Annotated in this window: 14 protein-coding genes; 4 read left to right on the plus strand and 10 right to left on the minus strand. The window is 44.8% G+C overall.

Annotated features, from left to right (window positions below; all coding sequences use genetic code 11):
- The first annotated feature begins 207 nt into the window (after window positions 1–207).
- On the plus strand, window positions 208–1,629 hold the full coding sequence (locus BGK61_RS00670; protein ID WP_076012384.1) for a S8 family serine peptidase: 1,422 nt from the start codon (window positions 208–210) through the stop codon (window positions 1,627–1,629).
- 41 nt (window positions 1,630–1,670) lie between these two features.
- Here the strand turns inward: BGK61_RS00670 and BGK61_RS00675 are convergent, their stop codons facing one another.
- The 4 genes from BGK61_RS00675 to arfB all read right to left on the minus strand — a co-directional run bounded on the left by BGK61_RS00675 (window position 1,671) and on the right by arfB (window position 5,379).
- Window positions 1,671–2,690: an outer membrane beta-barrel protein gene (locus BGK61_RS00675; RefSeq protein ID WP_076012383.1), complete on the minus strand. Its 1,020-nt coding sequence runs from the start codon at window positions 2,688–2,690 to the stop codon at window positions 1,671–1,673.
- 264 nt (window positions 2,691–2,954) lie between these two features.
- Window positions 2,955–4,034 (minus strand): serine-rich family protein, encoded by a 1,080-nt coding sequence (locus tag BGK61_RS00680; protein WP_076025990.1) that lies wholly within the window; start codon window positions 4,032–4,034, stop codon window positions 2,955–2,957.
- Between the two features lie 124 nt (window positions 4,035–4,158).
- Window positions 4,159–4,836: a hypothetical protein gene (locus BGK61_RS00685; RefSeq protein WP_014999924.1), complete on the minus strand. Its 678-nt coding sequence runs from the start codon at window positions 4,834–4,836 to the stop codon at window positions 4,159–4,161.
- Window positions 4,837–4,962: 126 nt separating this feature from the next.
- Window positions 4,963–5,379 carry an alternative ribosome rescue aminoacyl-tRNA hydrolase ArfB gene (gene arfB, locus BGK61_RS00690; RefSeq protein ID WP_044557093.1) on the minus strand — a complete coding sequence of 139 codons (417 nt, stop codon included), beginning with the start codon at window positions 5,377–5,379 and terminating at the stop codon, window positions 4,963–4,965.
- A 146-nt stretch (window positions 5,380–5,525) separates the two neighbouring features.
- On the opposite strand from arfB, the gene BGK61_RS00695 reads away from it, so the two are divergent.
- Window positions 5,526–6,464, plus strand: a complete 939-nt coding sequence (locus tag BGK61_RS00695) for an alpha/beta fold hydrolase (RefSeq protein WP_014999926.1) — start codon at window positions 5,526–5,528, stop codon at window positions 6,462–6,464.
- Here the strand turns inward: BGK61_RS00695 and BGK61_RS00700 are convergent, their stop codons facing one another.
- The 4 genes from BGK61_RS00700 to BGK61_RS00715 form a co-directional block, all read right to left on the minus strand.
- Window positions 6,465–6,899, minus strand: coding sequence for a hypothetical protein (locus tag BGK61_RS00700; protein ID WP_014999927.1), 435 nt, complete (start codon window positions 6,897–6,899; stop codon window positions 6,465–6,467).
- Between the two features lie 73 nt (window positions 6,900–6,972).
- Window positions 6,973–7,419: a hypothetical protein gene (locus tag BGK61_RS00705; RefSeq protein WP_014999928.1), complete on the minus strand. Its 447-nt coding sequence runs from the start codon at window positions 7,417–7,419 to the stop codon at window positions 6,973–6,975.
- Between the two features lie 130 nt (window positions 7,420–7,549).
- Entirely contained in the window at window positions 7,550–8,113 is a 564-nt protein-coding gene (locus tag BGK61_RS00710) for a CBS domain-containing protein (protein ID WP_014999929.1), read from the minus strand.
- Between the two features lie 44 nt (window positions 8,114–8,157).
- Window positions 8,158–8,481, minus strand: a complete 324-nt coding sequence (locus tag BGK61_RS00715; protein ID WP_234349543.1) for a hypothetical protein — start codon at window positions 8,479–8,481, stop codon at window positions 8,158–8,160.
- Window positions 8,482–8,829: 348 nt separating this feature from the next.
- Here BGK61_RS00715 and BGK61_RS00720 point away from each other — a divergent pair, with 348 nt between their 5' ends.
- On the plus strand, window positions 8,830–9,396 hold the full coding sequence (locus BGK61_RS00720; RefSeq protein WP_076012840.1) for a YceI family protein: 567 nt from the start codon (window positions 8,830–8,832) through the stop codon (window positions 9,394–9,396).
- A gap of 80 nt (window positions 9,397–9,476) precedes the next feature.
- Here BGK61_RS00720 and BGK61_RS00725 read toward each other — a convergent pair whose 3' ends face one another.
- On the minus strand, window positions 9,477–10,769 hold the full coding sequence (locus BGK61_RS00725) for an NAD(P)/FAD-dependent oxidoreductase (RefSeq protein WP_014999932.1): 1,293 nt from the start codon (window positions 10,767–10,769) through the stop codon (window positions 9,477–9,479).
- A 185-nt stretch (window positions 10,770–10,954) separates the two neighbouring features.
- A complete protein-coding gene (locus tag BGK61_RS00730; RefSeq protein ID WP_014999933.1) occupies window positions 10,955–13,039 on the minus strand; it encodes a TonB-dependent receptor in 2,085 nt (694 codons plus the stop codon).
- A gap of 318 nt (window positions 13,040–13,357) precedes the next feature.
- Here BGK61_RS00730 and BGK61_RS00735 point away from each other — a divergent pair, with 318 nt between their 5' ends.
- Complete coding sequence (locus BGK61_RS00735; RefSeq protein WP_014951195.1) at window positions 13,358–13,801, plus strand: DUF2721 domain-containing protein; 444 nt, start codon at window positions 13,358–13,360, stop codon at window positions 13,799–13,801.
- Window positions 13,802–13,827: the final 26 nt, after the last annotated feature.

Below are 13,827 nucleotides of genomic sequence, written 5' to 3' on the forward strand. Positions count from 1 at the left end.
TCTGTTAACGAGCCACAACTATTTTTATTCCACGTATTAAGTATTTTTTTATTAAGTTAAAACGCGTAGATCTTCGGACTCGTATTGGAATTTTTTTTCTATCTATTCGTCACTACACTATTAGGCAGTGATAAGAGGCATGGCACAATTTATGCCATTCCTTCTTACAACATCAAACTGCGCCAACGTTAAAGTAAAGGTAGCAAAATGAAGTACACAATTATTATGGGATTTGTTGGTTTGTTTGCGGCTTCAATATCGCAAGCCCAACTAGCGGGAACATTGAATCAAGTGGTTCCTCCCGTGCGTCCTGTAATAGATAGAACGCCCTCTGATTTAAAAGCTATTCGTGAGGAAGCAAGACGGAAAGTGCAATCATCTGTAGAAGGTGTAAGCAACGTGTCTACGCTGGCTTCAGACGTTATTAGCGGCATACCAACACCCCAATTTACTCCACCCGCTGCGACAAACATTTTATCAGCGTCTGGCCAAGTGGTTGTTAAGGAAGTAACCGTTGAAGGTGGCTTTCTTGCTGTTGAAAAAGAATGGCTTTTTTTAGGTGAAGAAACCGACAGAGTGCACTTCCAAGGCGCAAATATAGCGATTCAAAAGGCTCAGTATTTACCCGCGCTCTCCCAGTGGCTTTATCAAGTTAAAGTCACGGGAAATGAAGATGAAGTGTCGTATATTCGCAACAGTTTGCCACACAATCTACGGTCTCAAATAGGCCGGAACCATATCTATCTATCGCAGAGCAGGTCCCCAACAAATGAATTGACTCAAGAGTTTGAAACTAAAAATGAGGCCAACGAACTGGAAACCTGTTCCATACCGCTGCGCATTGGAATGGTTGATACCCATGTAGCGCCCACTCATCCATTGCTCTCACACATTGATTTAACACAAGCGTCTTTCATCGCTGGTCAGAATCAAGATCAAGATAGCAACGCAGATGACGAGGGTACAGCTGAAAAAACAGGTAAAAAGCCTGCGGATCCCCAAGAAAATACCGTGGCGTTTTCGTTTGACCACGGTACTGCGGTAGCTAGCTTGTTGGCGGCATCATTGCCCGATTCAAGTCAGGTGTTTAATGCCAGTGTTTTTTATTCACGTAATAGTGTTAGCCAAGGCGCCACGCTGATGTCGTTGATTGAAGGTCTAAACTTTCTTGCGTCACAGCACGTAGACGCCATAAATATGAGTTTAGCAGGGCCTGACAACCCGGTTTTAGCGCGGGTGATAAAACAGCTTGATGAAAGTGGTATTCAAGTCATTGCAGCCGTGGGCAATGAAGGCCCAGCCTCTTTGCCCTTGTACCCCGCCGCTTATTCAGAAACGTTGGGCATTACGGCCGTTGATAAGTCTAATGTAATTTACCGATGGGCGAATCAAGGTGATTATGTGGATTTTGCTGCATTTGGCGTGTCGGTAGATGCAGCACACCCCAATGGGAAAACAGTTAGGCAGACGGGAACCTCTATGGCATCACCTCGTGTCACCGCTTTATATGCGTGCTATTTACGCAAAGAGAAAGCAAGAAACGCTGCCCTGATAAAGCTGCAACAATTAGCCATAGACGCAGGAACGCCTGGGCGGGACAGCGTGTTTGGTTTTGGCATATTGCCTTAAGTTAAAAACACCCTTCATAATATGATTTACATTAACGTTCACTAAAAATGAACGTTAATGCCTAGCTCAGCAATGGTTTCTTGGTAGTTTGCACCATCTACACTAGACGCATAGTCGCCGTATTGGGTAGACAGTTTTATATCGACATTGCTGTGAACAGCGTAGTCTGCACTTAACTCAACAATATGCCTGTCGTCTTCCCTATCAATGCCTCCATCTTGTTCTGAAGCGTAATCCCTTACATCAAGTTGATAGGCAACCTTAAGCTTCAGAGGTTTACTGAACATCGCTATGGGATAGGTGTACGCAAGATTTACCCCCTTACCTGTGTAGTCGAACACATTGTTTTGAGCATCTTCGTTTTGATACTTAAGTGCGATTTGAAAAAAGTCGTCTCCTTCAAAAAAGTAGAATAGATCACTGCGTACGGCGATAGCGTCGCTATCTCTAATCGGCGCATCCTCAGGTGTGTTTTCGAACTGTTTGTCGATAAGGTCACTACTAACGCGCAAATACGTGCGCTGGCCCAGTAGTTTTCCCGCAGATAGCCCATATTGTTGATAAGTGAGAAAATCGCGTCCCTCAAGTTCTGCGCTAGCGTGATAGTAGTGCGTACCTAGCTTCGCGAAATCAAACGCATAGCTAGTGCTTGCAGACAAAGTGGTAAGGCCAAGGTCAAACTCGCTTAGTGTTTGATAGTTGGTATTAGCCTGACTTACCGACAGTACATTTTCCCACTTCTCAGTGGGCTTCACTGACACCTTTAGCTGCGCTTCTGACTGTATCGCATCGTCTGCCACATCTGAGTTCGTATCTAACTCGCTTACACTCACATTACTATCATTGCGATAGCCAATGTAAGTAGAACCTGAGAATGAAACTGTTTGGTGCTTATCACTTGTATTGCTTGCACCTTCAGCAGCGTTTGACTGACTTTCAGCGCCCGCATAGGCAGCACTACAGCCGAGTAAAGCAGCGGTAACGGCAAAAGAAAGGCGTTGGTAGCTACCAAAGGTAGAAATAAATGTCGTGAGTGAATGTTGAGATATTTTCGTGTTCATTGTTTTTACCTACCACAGAGAAAATAAGTCTTAGCGATTACTGTTTTGCTCTATTTAAATAAGGGGAGACATGAGAATTGACTTGAGACGTTCGGTTTGACTGGAAATGTGGAATAACCAGATAGCGCGTCCGTACGTATAGCCAGAACCTTAGATTGCGGCTTGCCTTTCTACTTAGGCAAGCCGCTCTCAGATTTTAAGGTGGCTATCTAAAGCGCTAGCTCAAGATTGCTCGGCTCCCACCTATTGGTTTTGGCCAAGATGTTAAAGGCCTAGAGCGCCAGAGATACTTGATGTAACGTTGTCGTTTACCGTGCTTGTTACGGCGCTTTCTACCGAGCTCGTCACTGTATTATTTACTGAGCTTTCCACCGTATTTGCTACAGTATTTCCAACTGTTGCTGACACAGTTTGCTCAACAGTCCCTGAAACTGCACCTTCGACAGAGCTTGCTACCGTATCAGTAACCGTTCCTTCGACAGCGGTGCCAACCGTTCCAGTTACAGCACTAGTCACTGTATTAGTTACGCCGCCGTCTACTGCACTTTCAATGGTGCCTGCACCCGTGCTCTCTGCCGCACTTGATACACTATTGCCTGCGGCGGCCTGGGAAGTATTACTGAGCGCGCCACTTACATCTCCCGTTAGCGAGCCACCTGCGGTATTTACCGCGTTAACGTTAGCTAGCGTGCTTATTTGGTTTAATTCCGCACCCTGTGTCGCAGTTTGTGTAGCGCTTTCTGCTTCACCGCTTGGGTCTGTGTTTGCCGAAGTTGATGAAAGCGCAGATAAAGAACCAGACAAACTGTTTGACACCGTTCCTGACACCGACGCTGTCATGGTATTTGCTGTTTCTGATGCTGCAGACACCGCACCATCAACCGAAGCTTGCGAAGTTGATAACAAAGATGCCGCTGCTGCTGTCGAAAGCTGCTGAGTGCTATTTGCTAACAAACTGGCGTTTGACGTAGACGTTTGCGCCACTTCGTTTGGTGATGCTTGGTCAGCGTTCTCTTCACCCTCTTCTTCAGGGGCTAGCTCAGACACTTGGTTCGATCCCTGAACGGTAGAGAGGTCATTACCTGACTGGCTTGCCGAAAATTGTCCGCTAGCGTTAGCTGAATTTTTGGTAGACGCTTGGCTTTGCGTAAAGGCTTCACCTTCAGCAGAAGTCTGCGTATTAGCTTGAGTAGCAGATTGTGAGTTTGCACCGTTTGTAATTGAAAGCGATGCAGAAGTCGATGCATTAGCTGAAGTATTCGAAGAAAATGCAGTTTCTTGAGCCAACACTGATGTTGAAGCGATACCTAAAGCCAGTGCAATTGCAGTATTTAACTTTTTCATCCGTTTATCTCCGTTTTTCATAAAGGACACTGAGATAACGATTGAAGAAGATCTTTTATTCCGCGCAAAAATAGATTTTTTAAAAAGAATTAAAAAAGCCCTGTAAAAACAGGGCATTTTCGAACTATTTTTCTGAAGCAGTCATGCTCTTTTCCCACCAGGGAAGCGAGAAATCTATGTTCTCTGGGTCATAGGTTTTGGCGTATTTCATTTTAACTGAACTCCAAAACGCGGCTTTAAAAGCAGGGTCATAAATAACGAATTCACCTTTTTCGCGATATTGTTCGAACAGTTTTTGATAAGCACCAACAGGCGTTAGTGGGTTATCTTGTTGGAAAACCACATCACCACCATACGCTTCGTAAAGTGCCTTCGATACTTTCCAGCTTTTTGCCATGCCTTCAGCCATAGCTAAACGATAACGCTCTAGTTCTTCATCTTGATAGGCGCCATCACTGTCTAAATCTACGGTCCATAGTTTTATTACCGAGTACGCAGATTGAATTTCGCTTTCATTGGGCTCGATCGCATTTTTATCGGCAAAGTCAGAAAGTACAGACTCGGTAATTTTATTACCAAGGGCACGGTGAGCCAAAATGGCTCGCACTTCTTTCTCTGACTTGTCGGTCAAAATAGATTGAAAACGGTCTACATCAGCCTGTGAAGGCTGCAGTTCGGTACTAGAAATGGATTTATTGAACAAACGAGCAATTATCTCGTTTGCGGCTTGTGGTGTATTAATCCCAAGCGAAACTACTATGGCTGCAAATAGCACCATAGGAATAACGTTCGAACGCGTCACTTTGTATGCTTCCCTAAGTTCCAATAATTAGCATAAGCACAAGACACATTCGTTTATTATTTTAAGAATTTTCCGTTGTCTTGCGAAATGACATCTATAAGGCTTAATACTTTAGACGAGTTTTGTTTAAAATTCCACTTTCTTACGCATAGATTTTTTAGCACTTTGTTGTTTTTTTACATCGACACGACGTGCTTTTGCCGCACGGCTCACCTTGGTCTTTATGCGCGGTTTTTGTTCAACCGTAGCAGCTTTTATCCACTCAACCAGACGCGCTAACGCATCTTCTCTGTTTTGCTCCTGAGTCCTAAAATTCTGTGCTTTAAGCACAAAAACGCCGTCATTTGTCACCCTACTGTCATTTAGTTGAAGCAGCTTTTGCTTCAGCTTTTCAGGTAACGATGACCCATTGATATCGAAACGCAAATGGATAGCGCTACTTACTTTGTTGACATTCTGCCCTCCACTGCCCTGGGCCCGAATGGCTTGCAATTCCGCTTCGCCCTCATCTATAGCGATAGAAGGGGTTATCATTAATTCCATCTCGAATCCTATTTGTTCATGGCTTAGCCACGTTAACTTTGCATCAATAGCACCGCTGCATCTATAGGGCACTATCACTACTGCTTACTTGACCACGTTAGGGTTAACCGATAGGTTAATTTTCACCCTTATTTAGGAAGTACAACATGTTCATTGCTTTGCTTATTTTTATTTGTATCTTCGTGGCTCTTATTTGGTTTACTGCCAAAATGGACAGCAGCATCGAAAGCGCATTCTCTCCGTCAGGTAAACTCACCCCTGTTGAAGGAGGAGTAATACATTGGCAAAAGCAAGGAAACGGGCCGGCGCTTATTCTTATTCACGGTTTATTGGGCAATAGTAACAATTTTAATGAATTAGCCAAAACCCTTGCACCCCGTTACACGGTTTACTCAATTGACCGGCCAGGAAGCGGGTTTTCGAGCCGTTACAAAGGAACACCAGCAAACTTTGAGCAGCAAAGTAAAATGATTCTCGAATGGATGGAAAAAGAGGGTATTGAAAAGGCAAGCATTGCTGGGCACTCAATGGGAGGAGGCATTGCGTTAAGGATGGCAATTGACGCCCCTGAAAAAATTAAGTCAGTTTCGCTCTTATGCCCGCTGACTACGCCTCTTAAAGGTGGTGCTGGCCCTTTGTCGGTTCTCTACATTCCTAATGAGTGGGTACGCAGTAGTGTGGCAAAAACAATCGCCAGTCCGTTAAGAGCACGGTTAGGCAGAAAACAAGTCGCCCAAATTTTTCACCCCGAACTGGTACCGGCTTCTTTTTCAACGGCTGGAGGGGGCTTATTGGCGCTTCACTCTCGAAGCTTTTATGAGGGGAGCCGAGATACTGTTTCAGCTCAAGGTAGTCTGCACAGACAACAAGCACGCTACGGAGAAATTCAATGCCCGGTAGGCGTGTTGTATGGCGAAAAAGATACCATTTTAAAACCAGATGAGCACATCGCGGCAGTGACTAAAGCGATTGACTCTGCTGTACACGAAGTCATTGCTAACACCGGTCATATGATCCCCGTTACACAGGTACAAGCATGTGCAGATTTCATTGTATCGATAGACGACAAGAGCAAAGCCGATTGATTAATGAAGGGTCGCGCCGACTTTTTCTACCTGCTCCTTATGGGAATACTCGATAACGGCCAGCGAGCGCTCTCTGCCACATGACGACTGCTTCAATTTACGAAGCTGGTCAGCTACGCGTTCAATACCATCGTGCTCTTTACACATTTCGAATGGGGTCATTTCAAGCGTGACGTTGTAGCTGCTAAACCACACTTTCATCTGCTCAGTGTCCCCATCTGACAATGAGATGAGTAAATGATACATACGAATAAACGCCAACTGCTTTCTATATTCTGTGGTACCACTTTCAAAGCCAAGTAGCGTGGTCTGCGCCAACGAAGATGGAGAAATACCCAGTATTTCAGAAGCTTGCTTGATATTTAGACCCAGTTCTTGGTACGCCCAAGTAAACGCTTTGGTAACAACACTAGTAGGAAATAATGATCTATTCATAGTATCGCCTCGTCTTATCGAACAATGTTATATAGATGTTATAAGACGTTGCGAAATGCGTACCAAGTTTGCCCTAAAGCTTCATAGAAACCTTCTCGCGGTGTGCATCAATACCTTCTTGGTCAACCGTAAACCCTTTTGAAGATAACCATTCAACGGCGTCCTCTACTGAATCCACGAAAACATATTCTATATTGGTATCGCGATACACGCGTTTGAGCTGCGCCTGTGTGGTTGCTCGCACGGATGACTCCCCCATCACTAAGGCAACATGTGTAAGCCCTATGGGGTTTACTGAAGCAACACGCTCATGAAGGAGCGTTTCAGCATCTGGGATAAGCAGGGATTCTCCGATGACACAAACAATATCGCACCAGGTCTGCCCATGTAGACTCTCAGAGTGAGTGCGATATTCACCAGCAAAACTATTCACACACTCTTTGTTCCAAGGCCCATAGGCTTGCGTTAGCACCGCATCACCACAGCGTGTAATGATGAATTCGCCATGAGCATACTGCATATAACCACCTAACTACTTCAATAAAATGTTGAGTTAGCAAATACCGTTAATGCGATATATGCCTTTGACTACGCGTTGTTTAAAAGCAACGCGTAGTTAAAGTATGGTCCAGTATTGAAAAAATTGAAAATTAAGCTGCGAGGATATTAATTAACTCAGCAAACGTAGGGCGGCCTTGTATATCCAGCGGCAAGCGCAGTTCTCTGGCAATGTCGCTAACGCTAATCACTCCGCGAATTTCATGACTGTCTCTGTCCATGACAAGACAATGGTGCTGTCCGTAGTCTTTAAGTGTTTCTATTACGTCACCTACAGACGAACGCATTAGTTCACTGAAGTCGAAAGACATAAGCGAGGTTTTAGGGCGCATGAAGTCATGAACGGTGAGTTCTTCTCGCTTAACCTTAAGCTCGCTCACACGCTGAATGATTTGCTGTTCACCCACATCGTGACTGGTAACAATGCCTATGAAACGGTTTTCACTGTTTACCACCAGCATCATACGAACATGAGACTGACGCATAATCGACTCTACTTTCGTTGCCGGAGTTCGAGCGTCAATAACATGGGGTAAGTGCTGCTTAAAGTCTGTGAAGACCGCCATAGCAGATGAATTGACAGTAATAGTGTTTTCAACAACCGGCCATGCCAAGGTATCGATAGCTTCGGTTTTATATAGATTTAAGGCGTGCATACCTTTCTCCTAATCAAAAATAAAAAATGCGTTTTTTTAAATGATTAAGCGAAAGTAGGGGGCCCTCGTATGATGTTTGCGCGTAGTTTGGTGAAAATTTTCGCATCAGCTGCTTTTCCAGCAGAAAGCCAATACTGCTCTACACCATTGGCAATGTTAACAAACGGAATGCCGTCATCAATGTCGTCGTCAGATACCTCAAAAGCCGAGCTTTCCCACTCACTTATAAGGGTTGAAAGCGCAGTAGCACTGTTCGATTGCCCCGTCATATTTTGCACACTTCTTCCCTCTCCCAATACAGAGACGGAAACCAGTGATGAAAATAGCGCTGGCAGAATGACAGCCAACAAAACGTATGAAACGCGCAAAGCGTACAACCTCTACTGAACTAAACAACGTTGAAGCCAAGAAGCCACTTTTGTTACTTCTTATTTAAACTATAAGAGTATTTGGCGCGTTTAATAGAGGTGTTTGGCGCATTTTATCGACCATTAAACGACACTAGATTAAAGACGCTAACTATTAACGTGGTTTTACAGGCCGTTGGCTATGTCTTCATTCTAAAAACAAGAATGAATACTCTCATTAAATATGATGTTTAGCCGGTGTAATTGGAAATACACTAGGTCGCATGACTTTTGCTGTACGTTTTAGCAACGACGACACACTGAAGCAGATGTTACGGCTTCGATAATATTCAGGATAAAGGAGAAATGATGAAGAAGTTAACACTTGCCTTGGCCGCAGCGCTGTCTTTGAGCACCGCTAACGCCGCAGATTATGTGATTGATAGCAAAGGCGCTCACGCGTCTATCAACTTCAAAATTCAACACTTGGGCTACTCGTGGCTTACTGGTCGCTTCAACGATTTCAAAGGTACCTTTAGTTACGACGATGCAGCACCAAGTGCAGCCAAGATAATGGTGACTATCGATACAGACAGTATCGATTCAAACCACGCTGAGCGTGACAAGCACCTTAAAAGCGACGACTTCTTAAATGTTGACGAATTTCCAGAAGCGAAGTTTGTCAGCACCAAAATTGTCGATAAAGGCAATGGCTCGATGGATGTAACGGGTGACTTCACGCTTCACGGTGTGACAAAGCCTATTACTATTGAAGCCAAGAAAATTGGCGAAGGTAAAGATCCATGGGGCGGCTACCGCGCAGGCTTTATGGGCACGACGACTATTGCACTTAAAGATTATGGTATCGACTATGATTTAGGCCCAGCGTCGCAAACAGTAGAACTAGAGCTTCACGTTGAAGGCGTAAAGCAATAGCTATTTCCATTTAGTTCCAGCGAGCTAAATTTATGATTTAAAAAAGCCCCGAACACGGGGCTTTCTTTTTTTATATGTGGTTAGTGAAGTTTCAGCTTAGGGCTAATGGCCTGACTTAACTTCTTCACTAGTAGTTTAAGTGCACCTTTAATTTTTCCGTGTACCGCAAACTGATGCATATTATACAAAGAAACATAAACCAACTTAGCTAGACGCCCTTCAATAAACATACTGCTGTTTGATAGTGAGCCCATCAAACTTCCCACTGTGCTGTATTTACTCAAGTGAACCAGCGAACCATAGTCTTTATAAGTGAAGTCCTTTGTACCTTTTTGGGTAAATAACGACGTTATATTGTGCGCAACGATGTCAGCCATTTGGTGAGCAGATTGCGCCCGAGGTGGCACCCACTTTCCATTTTCCTGCTGGAAGCCACAGCAGTCACCTAATACCCAGATATTTTTGTGCGTAGTGCTGCGAAGCTGCTTATCAACAAGAATTTGATTGGCTCTGTTCGTTTCAAAAAGTTCTAGCTTTGTTATGAAGTCAGGTGCTTTTACCCCTGCAGCCCACACCATTAAATCAGCGTCAATCCGGCCACCGTCTTTGGTGATCAACCCTGTCGCGTCGGCTTCGGCCACCATGGTTTGCTCTTTAATGTCTACGCCCAACTTATGCAGTGCTTTTCTTGCAGAGTTTGCTATGCGCTCAGGAAGCGCCGGTAATATGCGCTCTCCGGCTTCCACAATAGTAATTTTAAGACGAGAAGCCGACATATCTGGCATACCGTAAGCCTTAGACAAATTAGCCACATGGTGAAGTTGAGCGGCGAGCTCAGTACCTGTTGCTCCTGCCCCGACGATGGCGACATCAATTCTGGCGTCTTTGTCTTCTTGCTGATTAATGCGGATAAGCTGATTAAGGAGCGCTCGGTGAAAGCGTTCAGCTTGCTTTAACGAGTCGAGGAAGTAGCAATGCTCAGCAACCCCTGGCGTACCGAAGTCGTTACTCACGCTGCCAACCGCCAGCACTAACTGGTCGTAATGAATCTCGCGCTCAGGCAAAACCTGTGTCCCTTCCTCATCGATTAGAGGCGACAAGGTTATAGTTTGCGCCTGCGCGTTAAGCGAGCACATTTCACCTAATTGGAAGCGGTAATGATGAGCGGCAGCGTGAATAGCGTAGTCCACACCGTCTGAATGTTTATCAATGACGCCAGCGGCCACTTCGTGTAATAGCGGCTTCCAGATATGGGTTCGACTGCGGTCGACAAGGGTAATTTCGGCTTGTTTCTTTCTCCCGAGGGTGCGGCTTAAGCGACTGGCTAATTCAAGACCACCAGCACCGCCACCAACAATTACTATTTTTTGCATGGGTATACCTATTAACAATCATTCCACGTATGTCGCCTGACCTTAAAAAGCGCTATACATGGCGTGACTGAAACCCATGCTGATGTCTACAGACTACGCCTGAAGCCGATGGGGTACAAGCAAATCACGGCAATAGTCTGCATTTTCAGGATTAATAGTTATCTATTACACCTATTTATTTGAAACTATAATGAAAACGACGCCGTTATCATGAAGTTTCGAGGACGACCGGGAAAGTAACGAGGGCCTGTAAAGCTAGTAAAATCGGCACGTTCAGCGTAGTCCGTATCAAATATATTGTTAATTCGTGCGTATAGCGTAACGTCTTCGTTCACGCTATAACGAACACGCCCATGAACTAAATCATGCCCTTCGTATTCGTTGAGATTTTCAGCGTCAGTGAAATAGCTCGAAACATGTTGCCACTCTAGCTGCGTTTGTACCTTTCTCGACATATCAAAGCTTAAACGCGCGTTAAACTGAAGCTTTGGCGCGGTATCAATATCATTACCTTTAATGTCTTGTTCACCTGAAAGTTGGCTGTGCTCGTAGGTATGTCTTGCATACGTGCCAGCAAAGTCTAAACGCAATGCGTCATTAAGCTGCTGATCAAGAGAAAGCTCTATACCTCTATGCCACGTTTCACCGTTGCTCACGTTAAAAAAGTCGCTGTCGCGGTAAATCACATTATCTTTTTGTAGGCTGTAAAGGCTAAGTGTATAGCTACCTTCAAGTAGCGTGCCTGTAACTCCCACTTCGATATTATCGGCGGTTACCGAGTCAAGATCAGTTACTGTTTGTGCACGCTGCAAACGATACAGCTCTGTTGCCTGAGGTGCGCGATAGCCTCTTGCGATGCCGCCAAATAACTGGGTTTGTGGGTTTAGTTGATAACGAAGTGAAAGCTTCGGACTAAAGTTATCAAAATCATTTTCGCTGTTTGCTGGTCTGGAGTATCTGCATCCACCAAAACCGCATTCTGTGCCATCTTCGCGTAAACGACCGACATTCATATTGTTGGTGTAGTCGTATTGCATAGATTCAAAGCGTCCGCCCACAGAAATAGCCCAACGCTCAGCTTGCCAGTTAAACGAAAAGAAAGGCGCAAATAGCTTTGCATCTACATCATAATCATAGTGTTTGCCTACAGGAATGGTTTCAACTAAAAAGGCAGACCCTTCTGTGGCGCTGTCTTGTGACTGGGTTAATTCACCTTTGGTGTATTCTACGTCTAGCCCTATATCCGCACTCAAGCTGTCATTGAAGACATAATTGAACTGAGAAAGCACACCAACGCCTTTTTGGGCATTCGTTTCAAGGGGTTTGCCTGGAAGAAAATGCATTCTAAAACGCATGTCCTGGTTGCGTAAGTAAGGTGTAATCGACAGTGCATGACCGCCGTTAAAGTTTGTATCGAACTTGCTCCATAACCTAAGACTTTCTGCTTTTCGAAACGCTTCTGGGTTCGGGTTGCTCTTGGCTATTTGTGTATTTTTGTAGCTTTCAAACCCTTCTATGTAGCCGGCAGTTTCTTGGTCTAAATGGGTATAAGTAAGGCCACTCGTGATAACCGTGTTATCCCACTCTAGCCTGTGGCGAAGCGAGACTTTCTCTTGGTCAACGCCCTCTTCATTTCGATATCCTGTATCTCTGGTAACACTAGCAGCAATACCCACGCCGCTGCGACCAAAGTCTTTACCTTCTTTAAGCTTTACGCGATGAAAGCCATAAGACCCATAATCAACGCTGAATTCCCCGTCTCCTTGTGTTGTGTCAGGCGTAATCACATTAATCACACCGTGTATCGCATTAGAGCCATAAAGCGCTGACGCAGGGCCTTTTATCACGTCAATACGCTGTGCTATTTCACCGTGCGCTTCAAACAGCTCGTTGATATTGCAAAACCCTGCTGCGCGCAACGCAATACCGTCTTCGGCCGCTAAAATTCCGCCGCATGCACCGGCTCCAGTTAACACTGGCGAACGAAGGGCAGGCAAATACTCTTGTCCGTTGCCCCGCTGTACACCGGCGCCCGCAATGTAATTCAGCGACTCTTGGATATGTTGAAATGAAAGCAGCGAAAGCGTTTCTTCTGAAATAGACGACACCGCGTAGGCAGAAGCATTCATGCTACCCTGTATACGAGAAGACGTGGTTTCAATTCTTTCTATTTCGTTTGTTTCTATTTCATTTTTTTCTTGGGCAGTAGCTGTATGTGACAGCAAAGACACGGTGATTAACGACAGAGGAAGGCATGGGGCAAAGCGCATTATCTATCCTTATGATGACAAAATGTTTTTTTAGCAATGGGTGCTAGTTTACCGTTAATTTAGGTAAGAATGGGTTAAAAAACCGCTAAACTATTGCGGCTTTTCGACAATTGCGTCATATCACTGTTTTAAGCGTTGGCGTAGACTTTGCAGTTCGCAGACTTTACTGTCACAACACATGTCTTAGTTCTATACACTGTTTCTATGTTACGTGTATTTAACGTAAATAGACTGGCAGTACGTAAATAGATTGCAGCAACGGGTTAATCACCCTTTGCCTGAAGTTAGAACACCAAACTTTGTTCGCTGGAGGAACCATTGGACACACTTATTCCTAGTCTTTCACAGCTTATCGAATTCGCTGTTGCCCCCGTATTTTTACTTACCGGTATTGCGGGCTTTCTCAATGTTATGTCATCTCGGCTGGGCCGAATATCAGACAGGGTGAGGGTGGCGGAAAGACAGATTCATACTCTATCAGACCCGCATATTGTCGATCGCTCAAAGAAAGAAATTAAGGTGCTATGGCGCAGGGTAAAAGTGATTAACTGGGCGATTGGGCTGTGTGTCGCCGCTGGACTAATGGTGTGTACTGTCATTATGGCGCTGTTCTCTGGGTCGCTGTGGGTTGTCGATTTAAAAACACCTGTCATCGTGTTGTTCATACTGGCTATGATGTTTTTGATTAGTGCGCTTATTGTCTTTCTGGTTGAAGTAAAACTTGCGACTAACACCATAAATATGGTCAGAACCATTCGCTAGTCCCACCACGTCAACGGTTTGCTCGC

The organism is Alteromonas abrolhosensis, from assembly GCF_001953635.1.
GTDB classification, from domain to species: domain Bacteria; phylum Pseudomonadota; class Gammaproteobacteria; order Enterobacterales; family Alteromonadaceae; genus Alteromonas; species Alteromonas abrolhosensis.

What these genes read in the sequence shown, in the direction of transcription:
- BGK61_RS00670 (WP_076012384.1), top strand. Translation starts at nt 208, where the DNA reads ATGAAGTACACAATTATTATGGGATTTGTTGGTTTGTTTGCGGCTTCA.
- BGK61_RS00675 (WP_076012383.1), bottom strand. Translation starts at nt 2,690, where the DNA reads ATGAACACGAAAATATCTCAACATTCACTCACGACATTTATTTCTACC.
- BGK61_RS00680 (WP_076025990.1), bottom strand. Translation starts at nt 4,034, where the DNA reads ATGAAAAAGTTAAATACTGCAATTGCACTGGCTTTAGGTATCGCTTCA.
- arfB (WP_044557093.1), bottom strand. Translation starts at nt 5,379, where the DNA reads ATGGAATTAATGATAACCCCTTCTATCGCTATAGATGAGGGCGAAGCG.
- BGK61_RS00695 (WP_014999926.1), top strand. Translation starts at nt 5,526, where the DNA reads ATGTTCATTGCTTTGCTTATTTTTATTTGTATCTTCGTGGCTCTTATT.
- BGK61_RS00700 (WP_014999927.1), bottom strand. Translation starts at nt 6,899, where the DNA reads ATGAATAGATCATTATTTCCTACTAGTGTTGTTACCAAAGCGTTTACT.
- BGK61_RS00705 (WP_014999928.1), bottom strand. Translation starts at nt 7,419, where the DNA reads ATGCAGTATGCTCATGGCGAATTCATCATTACACGCTGTGGTGATGCG.
- BGK61_RS00710 (WP_014999929.1), bottom strand. Translation starts at nt 8,113, where the DNA reads ATGCACGCCTTAAATCTATATAAAACCGAAGCTATCGATACCTTGGCA.
- BGK61_RS00720 (WP_076012840.1), top strand. Translation starts at nt 8,830, where the DNA reads ATGAAGAAGTTAACACTTGCCTTGGCCGCAGCGCTGTCTTTGAGCACC.
- BGK61_RS00725 (WP_014999932.1), bottom strand. Translation starts at nt 10,769, where the DNA reads ATGCAAAAAATAGTAATTGTTGGTGGCGGTGCTGGTGGTCTTGAATTA.
- BGK61_RS00730 (WP_014999933.1), bottom strand. Translation starts at nt 13,039, where the DNA reads ATGCGCTTTGCCCCATGCCTTCCTCTGTCGTTAATCACCGTGTCTTTG.